Source organism: Ensifer sp. MJa1 (genome assembly GCF_037026475.1).
Classification (GTDB): Bacteria; Pseudomonadota; Alphaproteobacteria; order Rhizobiales; family Rhizobiaceae; genus Ensifer.
This window is the reverse complement of sequence record NZ_JAKUMO010000007.1, coordinates 51,747-74,336: the sequence shown is the minus strand read 5'-3', so window position 1 is coordinate 74,336 and position 22,590 is coordinate 51,747. Positions and strand designations below refer to the sequence as shown.

At 59.3% G+C, this 22,590-nt stretch carries 21 protein-coding genes and 3 pseudogenes; 5 read left to right on the top strand and 19 right to left on the bottom strand.

Annotated elements, in window-relative coordinates:
• The first annotated feature begins 106 nt into the window (after nucleotides 1-106).
• Entirely contained in the window at nucleotides 107-376 is a 270-nt protein-coding gene (locus MKZ91_RS11750; RefSeq protein WP_336171063.1) for a hypothetical protein, read from the top strand.
• 183 nt (nucleotides 377-559) lie between these two features.
• Here MKZ91_RS11750 and MKZ91_RS11745 read toward each other — a convergent pair whose 3' ends face one another.
• Nucleotides 560-1,909, bottom strand: coding sequence for an MmgE/PrpD family protein (locus MKZ91_RS11745; protein ID WP_336171062.1), 1,350 nt, complete (start codon nucleotides 1,907-1,909; stop codon nucleotides 560-562).
• A gap of 33 nt (nucleotides 1,910-1,942) precedes the next feature.
• Nucleotides 1,943-3,016 carry an ornithine cyclodeaminase gene (locus MKZ91_RS11740; RefSeq protein ID WP_336171061.1) on the bottom strand — a complete coding sequence of 358 codons (1,074 nt, stop codon included), beginning with the start codon at nucleotides 3,014-3,016 and terminating at the stop codon, nucleotides 1,943-1,945.
• Between the two features lie 253 nt (nucleotides 3,017-3,269).
• On the opposite strand from MKZ91_RS11740, the pseudogene MKZ91_RS11735 reads away from it, so the two are divergent.
• Nucleotides 3,270-3,492 (top strand): annotated as a pseudogene (locus MKZ91_RS11735) (type II toxin-antitoxin system RelE/ParE family toxin); the annotation flags it as partial.
• 5 nt (nucleotides 3,493-3,497) lie between these two features.
• On the opposite strand, the pseudogene MKZ91_RS11730 reads toward MKZ91_RS11735, so the two are convergent.
• The 17 genes and pseudogenes from MKZ91_RS11730 to MKZ91_RS11650 form a co-directional block, all read right to left on the bottom strand.
• Nucleotides 3,498-3,705, bottom strand: a pseudogene (locus tag MKZ91_RS11730) (integrase); the annotation flags it as partial.
• A 96-nt stretch (nucleotides 3,706-3,801) separates the two neighbouring features.
• Nucleotides 3,802-4,308 (bottom strand): hypothetical protein, encoded by a 507-nt coding sequence (locus MKZ91_RS11725; RefSeq protein ID WP_336171060.1) that lies wholly within the window; start codon nucleotides 4,306-4,308, stop codon nucleotides 3,802-3,804.
• Nucleotides 4,260-5,171 carry an MmgE/PrpD family protein gene (locus MKZ91_RS11720; RefSeq protein WP_336171059.1) on the bottom strand — a complete coding sequence of 304 codons (912 nt, stop codon included), beginning with the start codon at nucleotides 5,169-5,171 and terminating at the stop codon, nucleotides 4,260-4,262. The genes MKZ91_RS11725 and MKZ91_RS11720 overlap by 49 nt, the downstream gene beginning before the upstream one ends.
• Nucleotides 5,172-5,184: 13 nt before the next feature.
• Nucleotides 5,185-6,159: a carbon-nitrogen hydrolase family protein gene (locus tag MKZ91_RS11715; RefSeq protein WP_336171058.1), complete on the bottom strand. Its 975-nt coding sequence runs from the start codon at nucleotides 6,157-6,159 to the stop codon at nucleotides 5,185-5,187.
• Entirely contained in the window at nucleotides 6,159-6,806 is a 648-nt protein-coding gene (locus MKZ91_RS11710) for an RraA family protein (RefSeq protein ID WP_336171057.1), read from the bottom strand. Before MKZ91_RS11710 ends, MKZ91_RS11715 begins: the two co-directional genes overlap by 1 nt.
• A gap of 34 nt (nucleotides 6,807-6,840) precedes the next feature.
• The gene (locus MKZ91_RS11705) at nucleotides 6,841-7,701 is read right to left on the bottom strand and encodes a TauD/TfdA dioxygenase family protein (protein WP_336171056.1); all 861 of its coding nucleotides are present in this window, start codon (nucleotides 7,699-7,701) and stop codon (nucleotides 6,841-6,843) included.
• A gap of 124 nt (nucleotides 7,702-7,825) precedes the next feature.
• Nucleotides 7,826-8,914: an ABC transporter ATP-binding protein gene (locus tag MKZ91_RS11700; protein WP_336171055.1), complete on the bottom strand. Its 1,089-nt coding sequence runs from the start codon at nucleotides 8,912-8,914 to the stop codon at nucleotides 7,826-7,828.
• Nucleotides 8,911-9,714, bottom strand: coding sequence for an ABC transporter permease (locus MKZ91_RS11695; protein WP_336171054.1), 804 nt, complete (start codon nucleotides 9,712-9,714; stop codon nucleotides 8,911-8,913). The genes MKZ91_RS11700 and MKZ91_RS11695 overlap by 4 nt, the downstream gene beginning before the upstream one ends.
• Before the next feature lie 15 nt (nucleotides 9,715-9,729).
• Entirely contained in the window at nucleotides 9,730-10,608 is an 879-nt protein-coding gene (locus MKZ91_RS11690; protein WP_442892255.1) for an ABC transporter permease, read from the bottom strand.
• 12 nt (nucleotides 10,609-10,620) lie between these two features.
• The gene (locus tag MKZ91_RS11685) at nucleotides 10,621-11,661 is read right to left on the bottom strand and encodes an ABC transporter substrate-binding protein (RefSeq protein ID WP_442892254.1); all 1,041 of its coding nucleotides are present in this window, start codon (nucleotides 11,659-11,661) and stop codon (nucleotides 10,621-10,623) included.
• A gap of 200 nt (nucleotides 11,662-11,861) precedes the next feature.
• Nucleotides 11,862-12,110 (bottom strand): hypothetical protein, encoded by a 249-nt coding sequence (locus tag MKZ91_RS11680; protein WP_336171053.1) that lies wholly within the window; start codon nucleotides 12,108-12,110, stop codon nucleotides 11,862-11,864.
• Nucleotides 12,111-12,629: 519 nt separating this feature from the next.
• Nucleotides 12,630-13,012, bottom strand: a pseudogene (locus tag MKZ91_RS11675) (amidohydrolase family protein); the annotation flags it as partial.
• A gap of 29 nt (nucleotides 13,013-13,041) precedes the next feature.
• Nucleotides 13,042-13,983, bottom strand: coding sequence for an ABC transporter permease (locus MKZ91_RS11670; RefSeq protein WP_336171052.1), 942 nt, complete (start codon nucleotides 13,981-13,983; stop codon nucleotides 13,042-13,044).
• Nucleotide 13,984: 1 nt separating this feature from the next.
• Complete coding sequence (locus MKZ91_RS11665; RefSeq protein WP_336171051.1) at nucleotides 13,985-15,034, bottom strand: ABC transporter permease; 1,050 nt, start codon at nucleotides 15,032-15,034, stop codon at nucleotides 13,985-13,987.
• Nucleotides 15,024-16,553 carry an ABC transporter ATP-binding protein gene (locus MKZ91_RS11660; protein WP_336171050.1) on the bottom strand — a complete coding sequence of 510 codons (1,530 nt, stop codon included), beginning with the start codon at nucleotides 16,551-16,553 and terminating at the stop codon, nucleotides 15,024-15,026. Before MKZ91_RS11660 ends, MKZ91_RS11665 begins: the two co-directional genes overlap by 11 nt.
• Before the next feature lie 130 nt (nucleotides 16,554-16,683).
• Entirely contained in the window at nucleotides 16,684-17,709 is a 1,026-nt protein-coding gene (locus tag MKZ91_RS11655) for a BMP family protein (protein WP_336171049.1), read from the bottom strand.
• Between the two features lie 238 nt (nucleotides 17,710-17,947).
• Nucleotides 17,948-18,853, bottom strand: a complete 906-nt coding sequence (locus MKZ91_RS11650; RefSeq protein WP_336171048.1) for a nucleotidyltransferase and HEPN domain-containing protein — start codon at nucleotides 18,851-18,853, stop codon at nucleotides 17,948-17,950.
• Nucleotides 18,854-19,004: 151 nt separating this feature from the next.
• On the opposite strand from MKZ91_RS11650, the gene MKZ91_RS11645 reads away from it, so the two are divergent.
• From MKZ91_RS11645 to MKZ91_RS11635, 3 genes are all read left to right on the top strand, one after another.
• Nucleotides 19,005-19,964: a LysR family transcriptional regulator gene (locus tag MKZ91_RS11645; protein ID WP_336171047.1), complete on the top strand. Its 960-nt coding sequence runs from the start codon at nucleotides 19,005-19,007 to the stop codon at nucleotides 19,962-19,964.
• 181 nt (nucleotides 19,965-20,145) lie between these two features.
• Nucleotides 20,146-20,850, top strand: coding sequence for an autoinducer-binding transcriptional regulator TraR (gene traR / locus MKZ91_RS11640; RefSeq protein ID WP_336171046.1), 705 nt, complete (start codon nucleotides 20,146-20,148; stop codon nucleotides 20,848-20,850).
• Between the two features lie 51 nt (nucleotides 20,851-20,901).
• A complete protein-coding gene (locus MKZ91_RS11635) occupies nucleotides 20,902-22,434 on the top strand; it encodes a DUF6880 family protein (protein ID WP_336171045.1) in 1,533 nt (510 codons plus the stop codon).
• Nucleotides 22,435-22,590: the final 156 nt, after the last annotated feature.

Here is a 22,590-nt window from a genome sequence, read left to right as displayed (position 1 = left end):
GAGACCGTCTCTCGCGCCGAAGCCAATGTTCAGCCGTGACCGGAATTAAGCGATCTTGTCTCGGACGGGATCCGACTGACGCATGGAGCAGTGGAGGACCGCATCCATGGAGATTTCTGATCTTGAATTCGACATGGCCAACATGCGCGGAATGAAGCCGCAGTTGGGGCCATACGCCACGTCGGCCCGCTACGACGAAGAGCACGACGCCATCGTTGTGGTGCTTAACAACGGCTCTTTCATCGGTTTTCCCGTCGAGAAACTGCAAGGGCTTCAAGGTGCTAACGCTTCGCAATTGACAACGTCGTTGTCGAGGCCAAGGGTCTTGGGCTTCACTGGCCGGATATCGATGGCGATCTCTATGTTCCAGCTCTGATGGACGGAATTTTGGGGTCCAAAAAGTGGATGGCAGCGCAATTGGGGGCCACTGGTGGGAAAGCAAAATCCGGCGCGAAGGCCGCTTCATCGAGACTCAATGGCTTAAAGGGTGGTCGCCCCAAGAAAAATGTCGCGGGTAGGTGATTTCGTTGGTGGCAGTTGCCACCTAATTGCGGACATGTCAGTCGATCAATCGCATCCTTAGGCGCTGGAGGAGGGGAACAGCATCACCATTTCTCAGTGCCTCAAAAGCCTGCAGGACAGTATTTTGTGCCTTGGGGGAAAGCTTACCCCCCGTCGCTGCCAAGAACTTATTGATGAGATCTTCCCAGTCTAGTGGGTGCGGCCTGTCCCCGCGCGGCGAGGTCACCTTCGAGGTGATCAATCTGCCGTCAATCATTTGCAGGCATACCTGCGCAAGGGTCTCTGTCGGAAACCGTGCGTCGATCTCAGGACTGACCGAGAGACGAACCTTGCGGGCGAATTCGTGGAGGTCGTGCCTACCCAGCTGCGCATGACCGACTGGCGCCAGGGCCGCAAGCCCATCGACAACGGCAATCGCCATGCAATAGGGCAGACTGTATTGGACCTCCGTCAATGTCCTGGGAGACAAGCTGTTTGAGAGTCGAAGGGCCCAATGAAAGGTTTGAACTTCGATTGATGCGATTTGTTCGATTCTGATGTCCGCGACCTCCGAAAGCGCCGCAAAGGCATCAAGAGCGGGGTGGATGTAGCGGCAGCAGGAATAGGGTTTGAAATAGACCCTCGAGATCTCAGTTGGATGACCCATGTCCGCGGTGATGCTCTGCCAGTCGAAGTGCGACGCATGATCGAGCAAATCTTGAGGTCCGGTAAATCCCTGCTCCGTCAGGCGCAATGCGGTCAGGCCCGTCATGACACTCCAGGGAATACCCTCCTTGACGTCGTTCCCCGTGAGGTTGGCATAGCCGGAGCTGCCATTTGCCTCCTGGTTTGGTGCCAGCACTCCGGCTACAGCGAGTGCGTGTGCGAGTGCAGGGGGATCGGTTCTGTAGAGGCGGCCGGCCGTGGCCACAGCAGCATAGCCAGTCCAGCGTCCCGATTGCCGACTTTTGATCGCCTGCGGGTTCTGCGCGACGGCTACGCGAATTCCGATCTCGTATCCAAGAGCGATTGCAGTCAGGAGGTCGTCGGTGGACGCGCCGATCGAAGATGCCACGGAGAGTGCTACGGGTATCACAGCCGCACCGGGATGACCGCGCGCGCCGCGGTGGCCGTCGTCGAAATCGAGTGCGGAGGCTGACGCAGCGTTACAGAAAGCCGCAGCAGTGACTCCGAGACATTCCCCCGTCAACCAGACCGGAGCTCGGCCAGTTCCAAAATCGTGCCGGGCGACCGCACGGGCTGCGTGCGCACTTGGCACATCGCAGCCGACGACATAGGCAGTGACTGCATCCACAATACAGCAGGTGGCACTTAACCTGACATCGGGCGGCAGAGCATTGGAAGGATAGTTCGCCACATACTCTGCGAGGATTTCGGTGGCATACATCCGCACCCTCCGTAAAGTCTGGCCCCCCGGGCGTCAGTTCGTGCTGGATGACTGGACGGATGTCGCCGTGCCATCTGGCGAGAACCAGGTTTCGTAAACATGAGCGGCGACATAAAGGTCCAGCATAGGCAGACCAACACATGTGATGAGGATCGGGAATTCCGATCCGCCGCCTGCGTCGCAGAAGTCCTTTAAGTTCAAGATACCGAGCACCGGCCCAAGCTGCTCCAGCGTCGTTCCTTTGCGTGAGAAGTGAAGCGCCAGGCTTTGCGAGTTTCGTCGCGACACCATGGAAATGTCGTCACAGAGCGCCAGACCGGACCGAAGAACGTTCTGGATATAGCCGGACGGTGTCTCGTCTCCGCCGAGATGCAGGACAACGGCGTTAGAGCAGATCTCTGTGCTATCAAACACCGGTGCGCTGGCGTTGGAAGCGGTGATGACAAAGCGGCAATCACGCAGCCTCTGATTATCTGCGACAGCTTCAAGCCGGGTTCCACGTGACTGTTCGTGCCTTATGACGAGTTGGTGCGCGGAAGTGCCTGAGCGGCTACGTACGAAGATTCTTGAGATGATACCGGCTCCAAAATGACTGAGCACTCTGACAATCTGCTCGCCAATGGGGCCCGCTCCAAAGAGGAAGACGGAGAGTTCTTCTGTTTTGGGAAAGAAAAGTTCAAGGGCCATTGAGGCATAGGTTGCCGTTCTTGCTGCAGAGATATCGGTCCCGTCCATCAAGCAAAGCGGGCGCAGTGTGAAGTTGTCGAGCAGCAGGATCGTGGAGGTCGAACGGGGCTGGCCCAGTCGACGGTTGATCGCATTGGCACCGACCACCTTGACGGCTGCGTATCTGGTTCCGACGCTGGAGAGCGCGGAAAGCTTCCAACCTAGTCGTTCGCCTTGCAACGCATCTCGGTAAGCCTCAAACTGGGGTTGGTCCCACAGGGCGGCCTCTGGAAAGGACAGGACAGATTTCAAGCCATGTGCCCGGCCCAAACGGATATCGGACCATGCAGCCCTTGCAGCATTATGAAGCGCGGATGCCTCGAGGCGGACGCCGTGGCGCTTCATTTCCGCGAGCGAAATGTATCTGGGTGTACTCTCCATCGCCGTTCTCCGTGGAATTGCCGACATCATGCGACGGGAAGCAATTTCGCATTCCGAGAGGGGGGATTAAAGGAAAGGTTCGGATACATTTTTGTTGTCTTTAAATGAACGATCCCTGCTGCTGAGAGCCGGGCCTTGGATCGTGGACTGGCGATTTTGCGCCGCGAGCAAAGGATGGGCGCAAAAAAACCAACGCATTGGTGAGATAGGTCGCTCGATAAGTGCCCTACGTTCTGGTCCTTGAGATGATCCGCGCCGACTGCGCGTCTTTGTTGGCCTGGCGGATCATCGTCTCGACGAGACGCCCTATCTCGGGCCTCTGCGCATCGATGTTCATCCCAGGATCCGGTGTCTTCGACACGGCAGCTGTTGGGCTTATTCCGGTGGAGCATAGCCGCGCAATCGTTATCGCGGCAATTTTCTACGGCGCGTTGGACCACATCAGAAATATGCTCGCACGTATGTTGGCGGACTAAGTTGCCTACAGCCCCGAGGCTTTCGTCAGATTGACCCTAAATCGGTCGCGTCGGCGGTGGTACCTGCGGTTCATTTCGGCACTCGAATGGCCAAGCTGCTTGTTGCACGTGCCGCTCGTCGACTTCGGCCAAGGAGGTCAGGCCGGCGCGCACCGAAATGATTGGAGCATCTGCTGCCCGCCCGTTTTCGCTGAGGTCGCCATGCGGGTCAGCGGGAGGACTGTGGGGAAACTCGGTGCCCACAGCGTGGATTTGCGGTTGCGGGCTGGGCTTGCGAGTAAAATGCCGTCATACAGGAGTAAGTCGGTATCAACTGGCCAATAAGCGGAGGAGCGGCCGGAGCGATTCCTCTCTGTCCAGTGCGTACACGTGTTCAATGGCTTCGCAAGCACCGCTGTCTCCGACGAGAGGGCCCGCGAGTCGTAAGAATTTACCCTCGAGAGATGATTTCTGCATGGGATTGCTCGCCTCTCCCTCCGCAACGTCTACACGCCTTTCGAAGGTCTGCCCGTTGCGCAGCTTTAACCAAGCGCTTGCGGCGTGAGTGCCCCGAGTTGAGGCGTGGATGGTATGTGGCACTAGCTCGATACTGTCTTGAAACCGCCCGGCGATCTCGTCACCAAGCCAATGATCCAAGAACCAGTCGGGACCCGGCTCAACGCCGAATACGGCCATGGCGATGGCGTGCGGTGCGCTGAACTGCGCTGCCCACATGTGCCGCGGGCGCGCTTTGCTAAATGGCGGTTCGCACACGATCGGGGGGGCGGTCACGACCAGCTTGGCGTGCAAGCCGTCGGCGGGATCAATGCCGGCCATGCGGACGACGTCGCGGCTGGCTTGGACACTGCTTTGGATGAGCCGACAGCACTGAAAGGCTTGAAACCAACCCGGAGAATTTCGTAGGCGCCACCCAAGCCTTTGGTCAGTCTATCGAAACGGCACTCGTCGGCGCCCGCCATCCGCCAGAACCCTGTCTCTCCCTCGAAGACATCCAAGGGGCCCTCGTAGCCGGCAGCGGCAAGGCGCGCGGCCAAGACGCCCATTTGCGCGGCCATGCCGAAGTTGTTCTTCGCCATCGATGGCGTGTCTCCGTAGACGGTCTTCATGACGGAGGCGACTGGCGCATTCGCAGCGGCAATCGCCACTGCATGCGCCGCTTGCCCGGCGTCGAGACGCATGAGTTTCGCGGCCGCGGCTGCTGCACCGAATATCTGCCAAGTCCCATGGCCGTGAATGGCCTTTCTGGGTTGGACGTGAGCCAGCGAGAGGCCAACGCGGCAACTCACCTCGTAGCCGGTGATCACGGCCTCGAGCAATTCTCTGCCCGAACACCTCGTGTGTTCAGCGACCGACAAGGCTGCAGCAACAACGGTGGCTCCCGGGTGGCCCTTCTCATATATGTCGTCGAAGTCAAGCGCGTTGATGAGGGTCGCCCTGGCGAAGGCAGCTGTCGCCGACCCCCTGCGGGCGTTGACGGACCCGACGCAGGCAGGGGCGACCTGGCTGTCCATTCGCAGTAGCTCCAGCATGCCAGCCAGCGGCAGCTGAAGCCCTCCGAACAGGCAGCTAAGCGAGTCCAGAAAGCAGAGCTTGGCCTTGTCGATGACGTCGCCGGGAACACGAGCGAGTGCTTCCTCGGCGATATAGCTGCCCAGCGTTTGCGTGATAAAAGCGGTCATATCTGGCGTCCGATTACCCGAGGATGGAGATTGAAGGTCCATTTTCAGGTTGCTTTGGTTGCGTGCTACTAGAAGAAGTTGGTGCCCCGAAGGTCTGCACAGGCGAGCTGCAGGAGGAATTGCAGCGCTCGCCGTGGCTGCAACCTCGGTAGGCGCGTGCCTTATCGACAAACGAAACCTTATGCGACGCGGCGGGAATGAGCTTGCGAACTGCTGCCACACGATCGAGATCGAGGTGTGCGGAAACCACGCCGACCTCATCGACGGCGCGGGCTATGACCTGCCCCCACGGATCGCAGACGAGAGAGTTGCCGTAGGTGAAGCGGCGATCTCCTTCTGCGGCAGTGTAGCCTCCCCACTGACCGCAGGCGACGAAATAGATCTGGTGTTCGATCGCGCGTGCCCGGCAGAGCACTTCCCAGTGGTCCTTGCCGGTCTGTAACGTGAAAGCGGCGGGTAGAATGACGACATCGACGCTGGCGCTTGCGAGCGCGTCAAAGAGCCGGGGGAAGCGAAGATCATAGCAAATGGCACAGCCGATCCTGAAACCGCCGGCTTCGTAGACGAGCAGGTTTTCTCCAGGCGCCACGGTGGCGGATTCCCGATAGATCTTGCCATCTGGCGCCTCGATGTCGAAGAGGTGAACTTTGCGGTAGCGGCCGACCTCGTTTCCCTCTGGGTCAAAGACGACCGTTGTGTTGTAGATTTTCGAACTTCCGTCGATCCTTTCGAGCAAGCTGCCGCCGTGGATCCAGACCTTTTGCCGGGCGGCGAACGCCTGCAACATGCGATAGGCGTCGCCGCCCGGCATATGATCGGCTGCCGCCAGTTTTTCCGCTACCGTGCCGCCGGACCAGTCGAAATGTTCCGGAAGAACGATGAAGTCGGGTGTATCGCGCGCGACTGCCTGCAGCATCAGGCTCTCGGCCACGCGCAAGTTGCTGTCGCGGTCGGGCTGGGAGTTCATCTGGACGAGGGAAATCTTCATCATACGATCCGATCCAATTCGAAGATGGAATGGCCGGCCTCAAGGTAGGGCCGCAGCTTAAGGGAGCGCTGTTGGCGCTCGAGGGCAGTGTCGGCGATGCAGCGCATATCGGAGGGATCGGCAGCAAAGACACCCTCTGTATCTGCAAGGATTGCGTGCCCGGGCAGCACGGCCGCCCCGCCGCAGGCGATCGGGACATTGATGGCGCCGCCGATCTGGTGTCGACGGCTGGTCGTCTTGGACGAGACCCCGCGACACCAGACGGGGAAGCGGCTGGCGCGGATCTCCTCGATATCGGTGCAAGGACCGTCGACGATAATGGCGACAGCGCCACGCGCACGGACAGCAGCAACGACACCCCCTCCGACGCAGGCAACGTCGTCCCGGTCGACCCGGGAGATGACGAGAACATCTCCCGGGCGGAGCAGATCGATTGCCGTATAGATGACGGCTCCATCGCGGCCGGGCGCGGCGACCGTGACAGCCGTTCCAATTGCCTTGGCCGGAAAGACCGGCACAATTCCTGCGCCAGCAAATCCAAGATATTCGAAGTGACCTATGGTTGCGGTTTCGACACCCTTGAGCAGGGTTCGCAGTGCGTCCGGGATCGCTTCCGGTAGTTTCTCAATCTTGTAAGGCTGGGTCATCGACGACACTCCGATCTGTCCTCTTGTTCACAAATCAGACCGGGCGCTCGCCGGATGTGGTCGTTCGATGCATAATCCGGATCGTGTTCGGGTCGAATGAATCGCGCCGGTGCATCGTGCAACGATTGTCCCACATCACGATGTCGCCCACGCCCCATTTCTGAACGAAGACTTCAGGCGTGTTGGTAGTGTGCTCCCAAAGCCGTGTGATCAGATCGTTGCTTTCATCGAGCGGCATGCCGACGATCCACGACCCTTCCGACGTCCCGCCGATATAAAGCGCCTTGCGACCCGTTTCGCCATGGGTTCTGACCAGCGGGTGAACGACACCGCTCCACTCGCGAAAATCCGTGCTCGTCGGTTCGCCTTTCCCGAGGCGCAACTTGCCCGTCTTGTCGTAGACATTCTGGAAGAAGATCTGCCGCCCCTCAACGGCCCTGCGCAGCTCCGCGGGGAGCGTGTCGAAAGCCTGGTAGGTTGACAGAAAATACGTGTCGCCGCCGGAAGGGGGAACCGCGATCGCCTTGAGGATGGCGCCGGCAGGCGGGCGCTCGTAGAACCAGGTGTCTGTGTGCCACGTCGCTTCGCTGTTGCCGAGCGCGCCGCTCGGCTTGCCGTCCTTCATCACATTGCTGATCACCAGGATTTCGCGGTGGGTGGGGTGTCCACCTTCCTGCAATTGCTTGGGATGGATGACGAAATCACCGAAGTGACGGGAGAAGTCGACCTGCTGCTGGTCGGTGATTTCGGTCGCCCGAAAGCGGATGACACCGTACTGCAGCCAGTAGGACCGAACTGCGGCAACGTCAGCGTCGTCGTACCCGGTGAAATCGAACCCGACGATGTCTGCGCAAACGTTGCTGTCGTTCTGGATTGCCGAAACTTTTGTTTTCATGTGTGTCTTTCGCCTCCGTGTGGGAAGATCCCGGCTTTGGGATCGGATCAAGCTTAGTGGAGTGATAAATCCGATATCCAATATCAATTTTTCGAGATTGATATTGGGGATGGATTAATCCAGGCTATTGCTCCAGCAGCTGAACAGCGGAATGGGCGACGGCGAGCTCTACGCGGCAGCCGGCCGTGAGCTTATCGATGCGGGTCGAGCGGATCATGGACTTCAAAATGATGTCGCCATCAATGAGCATCCAGGCTTCGAGATAGGCACCCAGGTTGACGACCTTCTGGACGGTGCCGGTCATTCGGTTTACGGGCTCATCGAGTGCCCCTGCTGCATCGGCCAGCCTAACGGCCTCCGGCCGGATGCAGCAGAAGCGCGCGTTCTCAGGCGCGAGGTTATTTACCGCCACGGCCTTCATCGCCACCTTTGCCGCGCCTACGTACACCCTCAGGCTCCGATCGGGTTCGGCCACTGCGGATATCGGCAGGATATTGGACTTGCCGATGAAGTCCGCGACGAAAGAAGTTCTCGGTCTGCCGTAAATGTCCGCCGGCGATCCTTCCTGTGCCACCACCCCGCCTTGCATGACGATAATCCGATCGGACATGGCCATCGCCTCTTCCTGATCGTGTGTCACATAGACGAAAGTCATGCCGAGATCCTCCTGGATCTCCTTCAACTCGACGCGCATCGTTTCTCGGAGCTTGAGGTCAAGGTTCGAGAGCGGTTCGTCGAGAAGCAGGACGGACGGGGAGGGCGCAATAGCTCGGGCTACTGCAACCCGTTGCTGTTGCCCTCCCGACAGGGCCTTCGGATATCGATCCTCAAAGCCTTCCAGGTGAACACTCTTCAAGGCCCGTGACACGCCCTCGGCGATGTCCTCGCGCCGGCGACCCTGCATCCGCAGGCCAAACCCGACGTTCTGGGCGACTGTCATGTGCGGAAAGAGTGCGTAGTTCTGGAAGACCAGCCCGATCTTCCGGGCTTCGGGCGGGACGCCCGTCTGATCGCGGCCGCGAATTCGGATCAGTCCGCTCGAGGGCGCTTCGAAACCAGCGATCATGTTGAGTGTCGTCGTTTTACCACATCCGGAGGGGCCAAGAATGCTGACGAATTTTCCCTTCGGGATGGCAAGGCTGATATCGTCGACGATGTGGCTTGAACCAAATTGCTTGCTGACCGAAAGAAGTTCGATGTCGATGGTGGTCATTTGCTGCCTCCGTGGATCTGGGCGGAGAAGCCGCCGATCTTTTCGAAAAGGACGATTGCGCCGAGGATGAAGATGAGTGACGCGACGTTCACTGCCGCAAGCACCGGATCCAGGCTGTATTCAAGATGGTTGATGACGGTGATAGGGAGCGTCGTCTGGCCGGGTCTGACCAGGAAGACGGATAGAGGGATGTTGTTGAAGGAAATGATGAAGGCGAAGGTCATCCCAGAGAAGAGGCCGGCGCGTATCAGCGGCAAGAGCACATACCTGATCCTCTGCGCGACACTGGCTCCAAGTATGCGTGCGGCGCGGTCAAGGCGTTTGTCGAAGCCGAACATCGCTGTCGCCGCCATGCGAACGACGTAAGGCAATGTCAGGATGACGTGAGCCATGACAAGCCCGGGCGTTCCGAGCAGGTCGTAAAGTCCCGCCGAGGACAACAACAGGACGATCGCTACGCCTTTGACGATCTGCGGGACCGACATGGGCGACAAGAGGAACGCCATTATGGCAGTGTGCCCCGGACATTTCGCATAGGCGACGCTGTATGCCCCAAGGACGCCGAGCAGTCCGCTGGCGAGCGACACGATGACGGCCAGCTCGACGCTGAGCAGAAACGGATCGAGCCAGCGCCTGTCCCAAAGCGCCGCATACCATTTCAAGGTCCATTCGCTTGGCAGGAGCGTGACGGCGGACGTTGGGCTGAAGGAGGCCGCGAAAACGACCACGAGCGGAAGGGTGATGAAGGCAAGAATGGCAGCAAGCGCCACCCTGAACAGGTACGTGAGCAGTCGGTTCATGGGAGCCTCCCGATACTAGATGTGTAGTTTCTGGTGAAGGCGCGACTCCAGCCTGGAGCCGACGAAGCCGGCGGCCAGCATCAGAACGAGGAGAACGTTCGCCATGACCGCCGCGAAGGGCCAGTCGAGATAGAAAAGCACCTGTTCGTAGACCATGGTGGCCATGACCTTGAAGCCGGCGCCGCCGAGGAGGGCAGGGGTTGCATAAGCGCTTGCGGCCATGGTGAAACCGATCAAGAGCGAGCTAACGATTCCCGGCACTGAGAGCGGCAGGATGATGTGGCGTATGACGGCCAAGCGCGATGCACCGAGGATCTGCGCAGACCTTTCAAGATTGGGGTTGATACTTTGGAGGCTCGTCAGAAGCGACAGCACGCCGAACGGGAGGATGACGTGAGTAAGCCCGACCACCACGCCGAAGAGGTTCTTCGACAACGGCAAAGGTTCCGAGATTAGTCCGGTCCACATCAGCGCGGAATTGATAAAGCCGCGATCTTCGAGAATGATCAGCCAACCATAGGTCCGGAGCACGACACCGGCCAATTCCGGCGCAATAGCAAGCGCGAAGATGACTGTTCGCCAGCGCGATGTGGCGCGTGCCAGATAATAGGCGAGGGGATAGGCTAGGACGGTCACGCAGACCGCAACCAGGCCCGACATTATGACGGTTCGAACCAGGCCGGCAAGCACCAGGTCGTTGCCAAAGAAGCGGCTGTAGCTCGCAAACGTCAGTCCGCCCGCAGATTGGCTTTGGAAGCTGATGCCGATCATCATGCCCATCGGTATCGCGAAGAAGAGCGCCAGGACGATCGACGGAGCGATCAGAGGCAGAAGTCCCCCGGCGGGCACAGCGCGCAGGGGCTTTGTCGGAGTGGAACAAGTTATGACGGCCATGATCGTTCTTCCTCACCTGGCCGCCGCGACGACATCACGTTCCCATCGTTCTCCCCAGGCGGAGAGCCGCGTCGCGACCGCAGCGAGATCAGGCAAAAGAAGGGCCTTCAGGTCCGCCTCGGTGGTGATTTGTTTGGCGCGAATATCGGCGGGCACCTCGATGTCGATCCTACCGCTGCCGACCTTGTAGCCTGTGACCCACGCCTCCTGACTGGTCTTCTCCAGAAAGAAGTTGACAAACTTGAGAGCTGCGTCTCGGTTCGCTGCGTGCTTCGGCACGTTTAGGGTTGCAACCAAGGGGATCGAGCCTTCCTTCGGCAGGACATAGTCGACCGGCAGACCGCCATCGACGAGCAACTGTGCGCGCCCGTTCCAGAAGGGCATGGCCCAGACGTCGCCTCCTTTGATGTACGTTTCCATGACGGAGGATGATTGCTCAAACCCGATCGACTGCTCGGCGAGCTTGGCCACGGCGGCAAATCCGGGATCGACGTTCTCGAGCAGATCGCCACCATGGGCGACCGAGTAGATCTCCAGCAGGTAGGCGGCCATCACGTTCTGAAATGTCGGCAGGATGATCTTGCCCTTGAGGCCATCATCCAAGAGTGCGTTCCAGGAATTCGGACGCTCTGCCAGCTTGTCCGTCCGGTAAAGAAGCGAGAGGTACTGCACTTCGTGAACCGCGCCGCAGGGACCAGCAACGCCGGCAATCACCGATGACAGATGCGCCAGATTGGGAACCTCCTTTGGCGAGAGTTCATCAAGCAGGCCCTCCTTGCATCCTTCGAGCGATTGAGAAGCGGTCATTACGACGACGTCGAAGCCGGGGCGGCCGTTGGTGGCCTTGATCTTGGCATAATCCTGAGAGGCCGAACCGACGGCGTCATAGATCACCTTGATCCCGAATTTGCTCTCGAAAGGCTCAATGATCCGCTCCCGAATGATGGTTTCGTACGGCCCGCCATAGCTGTTGACGATGAGCGTTTCGGCGTTGCCGTTTGCAGCCCAAACCATTGATGCGATCGCGGGTGCGCACAGCGCGGTGTACCTCATGACGATCCCCTTTGTTGGTGTTGTCGGTTCGGTGACATTGCGCCCGCCAGTGTTGCGATCTCCAATATTGATTTCCTCGTATTCATACGGAAATCATATCAATTGTGTCGCACTCGCTGAACTGGCGGACGGCTTGCATCGGATTCGGTTTTAGATCCCGAGCATTGGATTTATGCGCGCTGCCACAGGCAGCCGCTGGATCACCCCGGCCGGCAGATTTCGTTGATCAGCGTTGGATTGGATTTCAGGGATTTGAAGATATGAAGCCAGAACCGGTAATGGCTTTCACGATTGAGGTCCCTGGCCTCGAACGCGCGCTTGGCCGCGGCGGTCACGGCGTCGCAGCCGTAAAACTCCATTGCAAGTTCCACAGCCGCTGCCACCGCGACGTCATGTTGCGCATCCGCCTCGTTTGACGGTTGCAGTACATTCTTCAATGGCTTCGACATGGTGACTCTCCTTTGAGAGTCCGGCGGAAGAAGTGTGGCCGGACGGTCTCAGAGCGAAGGTCGCGTCATCCGGAAACACACGGTCATGTCGAATAGGTTGAATCTTAACTGAATTCCCGCTCTAGGTGAAGTCGAAAATTCTGAGCCGACATCAGTGCGATCTCTTTGCATCATCTTTGGAGGGAGAAATGACAGTCTCGCATCGGGAAATCATCAAGATTACATGGAGCGAGTGGGGGCAAGTGGAGGTCGGCCACTTGCGTTTGCCACAGGAAGTCCATGCCGAGCGACTGAAAGTTCGATGCGAGCGGCAAGATCAAAAGCGATCGCCGATACGGACGAAAGCAATTTACAATCAGGCGGGAAAACGATGCTGCTGACTGATCATGCTCGGGTTCATGGATTTTGTTTCCAGAAATGCAAGGATGTTTTGGGTCAGGAAGGCATAAGTAGTGGAACGCGTCCTGTAGCTTGCGCGCTGGAATCGTTCGTTCGGTGCCGCCGTATTCCCATTGCACCATAGGGCGCGATCTTCTCCAGCAGCGCTTCCCGCAAGGAGGCGGTCATCGCAGGTATCAACATGGGTGTGGATGACGCCGAGGCCCATCGATACTGCCCAGTCGCAATAGGCTAACGCCCGCTGCTGGACGGCCTCGGGGCAGGAGCCCGTTTGAGTTCGCCCCACAGCGCAATGCGCTTGAGGAGCGTGCCCGAGGCATTGATATGCGGCAGGCCATAAGACAGTTGTTGCGTCCGTATGGAAATGTGGATCGACAAAAGACTGACTGACGAGATTTGCCTGAGACATCGACGACGCGACCGGCCTCGGCATCGATGCTGACCTCGATCGCGGCGATCCTATCGCCCTTGATGCCCACATCGGCAACGGTTCCGTCGGGCAACGTGCCGCCTCTTTAGATCAGGTCGAAACTCATCTTTCGCCTTTCTGGTACGGGATCATCAAAGCTTTGGGATAGGTGGCGCGGCGTGCGACCAGGATCAGCGCCAGGATCGACAGCGCATAGGGCATCATCAGGAAAACCTGATAGGGCACGATGCCACCCGATATTTGCTGCAGACGAACCTGATAGGCATCGAAGGCGGCAAAGAGGATGGCGCCGATCAACGCCTTTCCTGGCCGCCAGGAGCCGAAGACGACCAGTGCTATGCAAATCCAGCCGCGTCCGTTGATCATCTGGAAGAAGAATGAGTTGAAAGCCGAGGTGGTGAGAAAAGCGCCGCCGACCGCCATCAGCGCGCTGCCGACGACGACCGCGCCCATGCGGATGCCAGTGACTGAAATGCCCTGCGCCTCAACCGCTGATGGGTTTTCGCCGGCAGCGCGAACGGCAAGGCCGACAGGCGTGCGATAGAGGATCCACGCAACAGCTGCGACCGACACGAATGCAAGATAAGTCAGCGGCGTCTGGGCAAACAGCGCCTCGCCAACGATGGGAATGCCGGACAGGCCCGGGATCGGCAGGGGCTGGAACGGCTCGATCTTTGGAGGCGAGGTCACCTCGGGCAAGACGAGCCGATAGGTGAAATAGGTCAGGCTCGTGGCAAGCAGCGTGACGCCGATGCCGACAACGTGTTGTGACAGGCCGAGCGGCACAGTGAGCGTGGCGTGCAAGAGCCCGAACAGGGCGCCGACAAGAGCCGCGACCAGCACACCTGCCCAAAGGTCGCCGCCGGAGTAGACGGTGAACCAGCCGGCGAAAGCGCCTGCTGTCATGATCCCCTCGATGCCGAGGTTGAGAACGCCGGCGCGCTCGCAGATCAATTCGCCCATGGTCGCAAAGATCAGGGGGGACGCTATGCGGATGGCGGCAACCCAGAAGGAGGCGGTGAAGAGGATTTCGAGCGCGTCCATGTCACCTCCATCTGATCCGGAAACGCGTCAGAAGGATCGCGACAACCATCGTCAGAAGCGAGGTGGCGACCATGACGTCCGCTATGTAGCTCGGCACCTTTGCCGCTCGGCTCATGGCATCGGCGCCGACGAAGATGCCGGCGACAAAGATGGCCGATGCGATGACGGCGAGCGGATTGAGCATGGCGAGCATCGCGACGACGATGCCGGTGTAGCCGTAGCCCGGAGACAGGTCGAGCGTCAGGTTGCCCTTGAGCCCCGAGACTTCGGAAAAACCGGCGAGTGCCGCCAGACCGCCCGAAAGCAACGCCGTCTTCATCAGCGTGCGGTTGACCAGGATGCCGACGAACCGCGCGCCTTCCGGGTTATGGCCGACGGCGCGCATTTCGTAGCCAAGGACCGTCTTCTTCATGACGAGCCACACGAGAATGGCCGAAGCAAGGGCGATGACGAAGCCGTAGTGCATGCGCTTGCCCTGGATGAGGCGCGGTAGTTGCGCTTCGGCCACGACCTTCTGCGATTGCGGCCAGCCGAGCCCCATCGGATCCTTGAGCACACCTTCGAGCAGCATCGACACGAACAACAGGACGATGAAGTTGAGCAGCAGCGTGGTCACCACCTCATCGACGCCGAAGCGGGTCTTCAGAACGGCGGGGCCGAGCAGAAGCAAAGCGCCTGCGGCCATGACGGCGACCATCATTACCGGGATCAGAATGACCGAAGGTAGTGGTAGTGCGCCGGTTCCAAGCACCACGGTGACGACGCCGCCGATGTAGAGCTGGGCTTCCGCGCCGATGTTCCAGAGCTTGGCCCGAAAGGCGACGGCGATCGCCAGGCCCGTGAAGATCAGCGGCGTCGCGCGGGTCAAGGTTTCCAGCAACGCGAACTGCGAGCCGGCGGCACCCTTGGCCACCAGATAGAAGACGGAGAGTGGCGAAGCGCCAGCGGCGAGAACCAGGATCGACGTCAGCATCAGCGTCGCGGCGATGGCTGCCAGCGGAAACAGCAAGGTGGCCGCGAGGGAAGGGGCGGGCTTCGGCTCAAGCCGCATGATTGCCGTGCTCCCCGCCGTGGCCAGCCATCAGCTCTCCCAACTCCCGAATGCTGCGCTCGCCGCGGGAAGACGATGTCGAAAGGCGCCCCTTGGATATGACGATGATGCGGTCGGACAAGCTCAGGACTTCCTCGAGGTCCTCTGAAATCAGTAATATCGCTGCGCCCCTGTCTCGCGCTTCAAGCAGCATGCGGTGAACATAGGCGACGGCGCCGACATCGAGGCCGCGGGTCGGCTGGCTTGCAAGGATGACCGCCGGGTCGGGATCAAGGGCCCGCCCGAGGATAAGCTTCTGCATGTTGCCACCCGAGAGCAGTCGTATGCAGGCCCCGGGCGAGGGGCATTTGACATCGTAGTCGGCAATGATTTTCTCGGCGAAGCGTCCGGCGGCCTTCCAGTTCAGGAAGCCCATGCGGCTGAACAGCGGGCTTCGGTAGCGTTCGGCGATGACATTCTCCGTCACGCTCATGTCGCCGATGCTGCCGATCGCGTGTCGATCCTCCGGAATCCGGGCCACGCCATGGGCGAGTGCGGCGCGCGGTGACCACTCGGCGATTTCCCGGCCGGCGATGGACATGCTTCCGCTGGTCGGATGCCGGATGCCGGCGATGAGGGCTGCAAGGACAGCCTGGCCGTTGCCGGCAACGCCAGCAAGGCCGGTGATTTCACCGGCTGTGAGCGTGAGCGACACGCTATCGAGGCCGGCCCCGTTATACGGTGAAGTCGAGACGCGTTCGAGTGACAGCAGCGGCGCTCCTAGCTTCGCCGGGCTGACCTCCGCCGGGTTGACCTCGTGGCCGACCATGAGGGCCGCCAGTTCTTTGCGATCGGTCGAGGCTGTTTCACGTTCGCCGACGAGCTGGCCGGAGCGCAGCACCAGCACACGATCGCTGACGGCCATCACCTCGTGCAGCTTGTGGGAGATGAAGATGATCGACAGGCCTTTGGCGACGAGCAGCTTCAGCGTCCGGAACAGTGCGTCGGTCTCGGCCGGCGTTAGAACCGCCGTCGGCTCGTCCAGGATCAGGATACGGGCTTCGCGATAAAGGGCCTTCAGGATCTCGACCCGCTGGCGCTCACCGACTGACAGGCTGGAAATGGTGGCACCGGGATCGACGGCCAGACCAAAATCGGCGGACAATTGCTCGATGCGTTGCCGTGCTGAGGCCCGGTCGAGCCGCAGGCGCCAAAGGCTTTGCGTGCCAAGGGCTATGTTTTCCTGCACCGTCATGTTGTCTGCGAGGGTAAAGTGCTGATGGACCATGCCGATGCCGGCATCAATGGCTGCGCGCGGATCTCCTGGCGGAAGTGGCTTGCCAAAGGCCTCGACGGTTCCCTCGTCGGCGACGTAGTGGCCGAAGAGAATGTTCATCAACGTCGTCTTGCCGGCACCATTCTCCCCGAGAAGCGCCATGACTTCGCCCGGCTTCAGCTCGAAGGAAATGGCCTCGTTGGCCCTGAGCGGGCCGAAACGCTTGCTGATGCCGGAAAGACGAAGGGCGGGTTTGCTTGACACGTCGGCGACCGGAAGTGGCGTTGCGGGAGAGCGTCCTTTCCCGTCCAAGGAGAGAAGGGTCGCTGTTGGCGAAGCGTAGCCCTTCGTCCGGCACTGCCGAACATCTCTCCCATGGACGCGAGGAAGGAGGTCAGGTCGACTTCGGCTCGGCGTCGTTGATCTCGACGATGAACGAGCCGTCCTTGATCATTTTTTCCTTTTCCGAGACCTTGGCCTTGATGGCGTCCGGAACCTTGCTATCGAAAGTGCCGAAAGGCGCCAGCGAACAGCCGCCGTTCTTCATGAAGGAATAGATGCCGTAGTCGGAGGCTTTGAAGGTGCCTGCCTTCACTTCGCTGATCGCCTTGTCGAGCGTCGGCTCGAAATGCCACAGCGCGGAGGCGACAACAGTATCTGGATAGTCCGCCTGGGTATCGATGACATTGCCGATGGCCAGGATCTTCTTCTCCTTGGCCGCGTCGGACACGCCGAAGCGCTCGGCATACAAGAGGTCCGCGCCGCCGTCGATCTGGGCGAAAGCGGTCTCTTTGGCCTTGGGCGGATCGAACCATGAGCCGATGAAGGCGACCTGGAACTTGGTGTCAGGTGCCACTTCCTTCACGCCGGCCATAAATGCGTTCATCAGCCGGTTGACCTCTGGGATGGGATAGCCTCCCACCATACCGATGTTCTTGGACGTCGTCATTGCGCCGGCGACAAGCCCGGACAGATAGGATGCATCCTGGATATAGTTGTCGAAAACCGAGAAATTCGGTACGGCGGCATCGGGCTTGAAGCTCGACCCCATCAGGAAGGCGACATCCGGATAGTCTTTGGCAACGGCGCGGGCAGCATCTTCAACGCCGAAGACCTCGCCCAGGATCAGCCTGTGACCTGCCTCGCAATACTCACGCATGACGCGCTCGTAATCGTTGTTCGCAGTGTTTTCCGAATAGACGTACTCGATGTCGCCTCGCTCCTTGGCGGCGTTAGCCGCCTTGTGGATACGGCTGACCCACTGCTGCTCGACCGGAACGGTATAGATGGCTGCCACCTTTATCGGGTCCGCAGCGAGCAGGCGGCTCGGTAGACCCGCGGCGGCCACCACCGCGGAGGCGCCGGCAGCTTTGATCAGGGTTCTTCTGGAAATGGCAAAATGGAAGGAATTGCTATGCATTAAGTTCCCCTCTGATTGATTGCGCGTTTTGCGCGCGTCTTTTTTACCACTTGGTCAATGTAGGGTAAGTTGGAGGTTGCAGCAATTGGGTGTGGGAGGCCATTCAGCCGTAAACGACGCGGCCTGCGTGACAAGCCCTAAGCAGTATTGTGAAAGACGTTGACGTGTCGCGACTCGAGGTGACCACGCCCTGAGGTCATTTCACCGCAGGCCGTGCCGAGATGTAGGCATTCGGAAGCTAGGCAGACCCCAATTCCAATTCCGCCAGTCGCTCCTGACAGATCGTCTCGACGAGGCGGAGGAGATGCTCCGTCCGCTCGAGAAGCCAGCCGAGCCCTTCGTCGGTGATCTCGAAGTGCTTGGAGTAGCGTGCCTTCACATAGGCTTCGTTGAGAACGTTGTACCAGGCGGTAAAGCGATGCTGGTCCCGCGGCCAGGCCTCGACCAGCCGCTGGTCGCGATCCTCAGCTAAACCACGCAGGAACTTGAGATTGTGCGACGGCGGGCTGTAGTTGGTGAGGGTTAGGAGCAGGCAGGAATAAGCTGTCTCTACAGCCTGGTGCAAATTGAACGCTGCGTGATTTCGCTGTTCGTCAGACATGGCGTATCGAGCCAACTGACAAAAGTACTTCGCGCTCGCACGTTGTCTCTCAAAATGCTCGTTCGCCACCCGGAACGCTTCGGCCGGCGAGAGCCGTTTCGGCTCGGCCAGTGGCCGACTATCGAGTTCGTAGAGCACAATGCCCTCGCGCAGCATGTCGACGAAGAAGTACTGTCCGTCCGCGAGAAAATTGTTCACCTCCCGGGCGCCATGGACGATCAGCCCAACTGGCGTCGAGACCCCCTTGTCCCACATCAGACGGTCGGTCGCCTTGTCCCAGTATTCCGGTTCTGCAAGCTTCTTCGAATTGACGATGACGAGGACGTCGTAATCCGAGCGATAGCCCTTCATTGTGTGCGGTTCGTCAACAAAGGTACCGCGGGCGTAGGAGCCGAACAGGATGATCTTCAGGATCCGCCCGCGTTTCTTGAAGTCTGCCGAGCCACCCTCGAGCGCATCGGTAAATTCCTCGTGGATGATCTCAACAACGCGGGCAAGCTCGCGCTGCTTCTTTTCGGGAAGATGGTCGATGCTCGTTCTCATATGCAACCGATAGGGTAAAGATGCGTCGCAGTCTACTGCAGGAATTCATGGGTATAGGATTATTAAAAAACAACATATTGATCTGTCGTGACTATTAATAGATGATCTGCAGCCTAGTTGAATGATTTGCGCGGTTGCAGAGGGCAGGCGAATGGAACTCCGTCAAATGAGATGTTTTGCAACGCTGGCCGAGGAGCTTCATTTCGGTCGCGCAGCGACAACGCTCTCCATGGCGCAGCCCGCCCTCAGCGTGCAGATACAGACGCTGGAAAAGGAGCTCGGCGTGCAGCTACTCATCCGCTCCACGCGTCGCGTTCAACTGACCAAAGCCGGCGAAGTTTTCTACGAGCGGTGCATCAATGTTCTGCGGGAGATCGAAAATAGTTCCGCAGTCGTCCGGGCCGTTGCGGGCAAGAATGTCGACCGGATCACCATCGGAACAATATATCCTGCGACCTTCGGTGTCTTGCCGCTCTTTCTGAACAAGCTCGGCAAACGATTTCCCGATATCCAGATTCACGTGAGCAGCGGTTCCACGGATGCGATCATCCGCGACCTGGAGAAGGGCCGCATCAACCTTGGCTTCATCAGGCCGGTTGAAAATATTGGATCGCTCCGTTGGCAGAGCATAGCCAACGAAAGGTATCTGCTGGCTGTGCCACTTGGCAGCGCGCTGGAGACAGCGCAGACCGTTACAATGAGCGATCTGAAACGGGAGCGGATCATCTCCTTTTCCCGTTCAAATCTGTCTTACACGGAAAAGTATTTCTTCGAGCAGTTCAGAAAGCATGGCCTTCTCGATCAGGTTGCCTGTAGCTGCGACGACACGCTCTCCATGGTTTCGCTGGTTGCAGCCGGGATGGGTGTGGGTTTCGTACCGGAATGGACCAGGGATTTGCCCCACCAATCGCTTCGTCTTCGAGAAGTGGACGGGGTGGATTTCACCATCGGCATGGGGCTCGCCTGGAACAAGGAGGACCCCACCGCGAACCGTGAGGAGATTGTGGAAATCGCCCGCACGCTGGCCGCAACATCAAGACCGCTCAAAGCCGTGGGCGGGCAGTCCGCAAGGAGCAACGTGGATCGCCGTCTGGAGGCTCATGGCGAGTAGACTGCTAAGTGCCAACCAGGGGCACCGGAAGGTCTGGCAACGATCCTTGGACTTTCATGTTGTAGGCGAGTTGAACCGGGCTAGCTCGCACCCTTTTTGCATGTTGATCTAATCAACGGCTTAGATGGTCACTGGGCCGCGCATGGCATCAATAGGGCGAGGGGCAAGTAAGGAGGAGAAGGTGAAAAGCTGGTTTCAGAAGCTGACCGATGTTTCCACCGTGGCGTGCACCAAGGAGATGTTCAACGAAGCGCTTACCGAGCTCGCCGAAGAACTCGCCTTTGAGTACTACGCCTACCTTAATCTTCAACCAGTCGGAACATTCGCCGTCTCGAATTATCATCCCGAGTGGCAGGATTGGTATTTCGCAAAGAGCTTCAAAGAGATCGATCCCGTGATCCAGATTGCAAAGGCGACGATGAAGGCTTTCACCTGGTCAACCGAAAATTCAAGGACTGTCAGATCGAAGCGTGTACGGCAGTTTTATCTGGATGCCGCCGGTTTCGGCATACGCTCGGGCATCACCATTCCGGTCGCGACTGCGTTCAGCCGCATGGCAATGTTGACAATGGCTTCGCACAAGCCTTCCTTCTCGCTGAAAAGGGATATCGATCCGGTAGCGGCCGCCATGGCAGTCGCCCAGCTTCATGTGCGGATCGAGCAAACAGAAATTGAACCCACAGCAAAGCCGAGCATCGGCCTGACCGCTAGACAGGCGCTTATGCTCAAGTGGGCGTCCGAGGGCAAACCCATGAGAGAAATCGCCACCATCGAGAACATGAGCTACTGGAACGTCAACTTCCACATGAACAATGCGCGCAGGAAGCTCAATGCCTACTCGCTTCCGCAGGCGACGGCTCTGGCGACGAAGTTAAAGCTGATTTGAAGCCGGCGCATCCTCGGCCAGCATCTGAAGTAGAGGTCATTGAGAGCACACATGAAGCAGGCGGAGAACAAGCGCGCGGAGCATATGCGAGCAATGTCGCGTGAACGGCTTGAGGCGCTTGTGCTGGAACGTTCCGAGAGAGACGAGAGCTTTGCCTTTTGGCTTGATGCCAGACTGGCGGCTTCTCAGACTGACGAAGCAAATACGCCGCTCGACCCGACGCCGTTTCGTCGTCGCGCCGAGGCTCTGTTCGCTTCAACCGGTTTGGGGCGGCATCGGCATAGTTGGGGCGAACGGTCTGCGGGTATCGATGAAGCGGCGTTCGAACAACTGATTGATGAGGCTGAATCCTTTCTTGCCGCGGGGCGCGGCTCCCATGCACTGACGATCTTGAAGCCCGTGGCCTCGGGGCTGGCAGCATACTTTCCGGAAAACGCCGATTGGGATGAAGCCCTGCACGAGTTCGTTCCTCGTCTTGATCAATTGATTGCTCAGACGGCGCTCATGGATGGAATTCCGCGGGAGGAACGCGATGACCTCGCCGACCAACTGGCCGGTTGGCAGAGAGAGCTTGCGGAATTTGGCGCCGTCGAAGCCTTTTCTACCGCCATTGCGGCTTGCCTTCAGGGCTGGGACGAGCCAGGCCTTGAGGCGACGCTCGCTGGACTTGGACAGAGCTGGCCGCCTGGGGGAGGTAGCGATCCGCTCGACAACGATCTGACGCGGGCCCGTCTTGCCGCGCTCGACGCTATGGGGCGCAGCGAGCAATTCCTCAATCTTTCTCGAGCCGCGGGGCTCTATTGCGACCATACTGTGAAGCTGGCGCAGATGGGGCGTGTCGATGAGGCGATTGCTCTCGCCCATGTGCGCCTGACCACGCATAGTGACCTCCTGCGGCTTGCCGAGGCCGTCGCTGCTGTCGGCAAGGTGGAAACCGCGATCCACCTTGCTGCCTGGGGGCTGTCGCGAGACGGGCGCGGCGAAGGCGGAGAAAGCTGGCGTCAAAGAACAGGCAAGGCATTGCTGGCCCGCTGGTTGCGCGAGAAGGCGCATGAGTCAGGCAACCGGGATATGATGCTAAGGGGAGCGCGCATAGCCTTCGAGCAAAGTCTTGCACGTGAAGATTTCCGCGTGGCCGAGATAATCTCCGATCCGGCGGACTGGCCGGGATTGCGCGAACTGCTGCTTGCGGCGCTGATGGCGGCGCCCTACGCCAGTGAGCGGATCGAGATTCTACTGGACGAGGGCTTGGTCGCCGACGCCGTTGCTAGCATTAACCTAGAGGAAGCGTGCTTCTTAAGTCCGCGTGACCCGGCGCTGGTTCGGCTTGCTGAACGGGCGTCGGTCGATCACCCCGACTGGGTGATTGTCCTTGCGCGCCGCATGGCCGATGCGATTATGTTTGAAGGTAGATCAAGTCGCTATGAGACCGCCGCGCTGTGGCTCGGCATTGCCGCACGCGCGTATGAGGTTTGCGGACGGTTCGACCAGTGGCTTGCGTACCTTGGCGGGCTCATCGAGCAGCACGGGCGCAAGCACAGACTGCGGCCATTCCTGGAACGGCTGCGGCGTACGGCCAAGTGAATAGCGAACGCCTTTCTGGGAAACTGCCTCAGCAAGTGAAAATCACGATGCAAGGATTCGTTCGCTTGCTCGAAGTTGCGACGCCCTTCGAGTGGCGAAGCCAAGGTCTGACGAGACAAACTCAACGCCGCCGCGTGCCGTTGTTAGTGTCATAAA

Coding starts and splice junctions, on each gene's coding strand:
- MKZ91_RS11690 (WP_442892255.1), bottom strand. CDS start 10,608: ATGGCCGTCATAACTTGTTCCACTCCGACAAAGCCCCTGCGCGCTGTG.
- MKZ91_RS11700 (WP_336171055.1), bottom strand. CDS start 8,914: ATGACCACCATCGACATCGAACTTCTTTCGGTCAGCAAGCAATTTGGT.
- MKZ91_RS11750 (WP_336171063.1), top strand. CDS start 107: ATGGAGATTTCTGATCTTGAATTCGACATGGCCAACATGCGCGGAATG.
- MKZ91_RS11695 (WP_336171054.1), bottom strand. CDS start 9,714: ATGAACCGACTGCTCACGTACCTGTTCAGGGTGGCGCTTGCTGCCATT.
- MKZ91_RS11705 (WP_336171056.1), bottom strand. CDS start 7,701: ATGAAAACAAAAGTTTCGGCAATCCAGAACGACAGCAACGTTTGCGCA.
- MKZ91_RS11665 (WP_336171051.1), bottom strand. CDS start 15,034: ATGCGGCTTGAGCCGAAGCCCGCCCCTTCCCTCGCGGCCACCTTGCTG.
- MKZ91_RS11680 (WP_336171053.1), bottom strand. CDS start 12,110: ATGTCGAAGCCATTGAAGAATGTACTGCAACCGTCAAACGAGGCGGAT.
- MKZ91_RS11655 (WP_336171049.1), bottom strand. CDS start 17,709: ATGCATAGCAATTCCTTCCATTTTGCCATTTCCAGAAGAACCCTGATC.
- MKZ91_RS11710 (WP_336171057.1), bottom strand. CDS start 6,806: ATGACCCAGCCTTACAAGATTGAGAAACTACCGGAAGCGATCCCGGAC.
- MKZ91_RS11635 (WP_336171045.1), top strand. CDS start 20,902: ATGAAGCAGGCGGAGAACAAGCGCGCGGAGCATATGCGAGCAATGTCG.
- MKZ91_RS11685 (WP_442892254.1), bottom strand. CDS start 11,661: ATGAGGTACACCGCGCTGTGCGCACCCGCGATCGCATCAATGGTTTGG.
- MKZ91_RS11670 (WP_336171052.1), bottom strand. CDS start 13,983: ATGGACGCGCTCGAAATCCTCTTCACCGCCTCCTTCTGGGTTGCCGCC.
- MKZ91_RS11720 (WP_336171059.1), bottom strand. CDS start 5,171: ATGACCGCTTTTATCACGCAAACGCTGGGCAGCTATATCGCCGAGGAA.
- MKZ91_RS11745 (WP_336171062.1), bottom strand. CDS start 1,909: ATGTATGCCACCGAAATCCTCGCAGAGTATGTGGCGAACTATCCTTCC.
- MKZ91_RS11740 (WP_336171061.1), bottom strand. CDS start 3,016: ATGGAGAGTACACCCAGATACATTTCGCTCGCGGAAATGAAGCGCCAC.
- MKZ91_RS11650 (WP_336171048.1), bottom strand. CDS start 18,853: ATGAGAACGAGCATCGACCATCTTCCCGAAAAGAAGCAGCGCGAGCTT.
- MKZ91_RS11715 (WP_336171058.1), bottom strand. CDS start 6,159: ATGAAGATTTCCCTCGTCCAGATGAACTCCCAGCCCGACCGCGACAGC.
- MKZ91_RS11645 (WP_336171047.1), top strand. CDS start 19,005: ATGGAACTCCGTCAAATGAGATGTTTTGCAACGCTGGCCGAGGAGCTT.
- MKZ91_RS11725 (WP_336171060.1), bottom strand. CDS start 4,308: ATGGCCGGCATTGATCCCGCCGACGGCTTGCACGCCAAGCTGGTCGTG.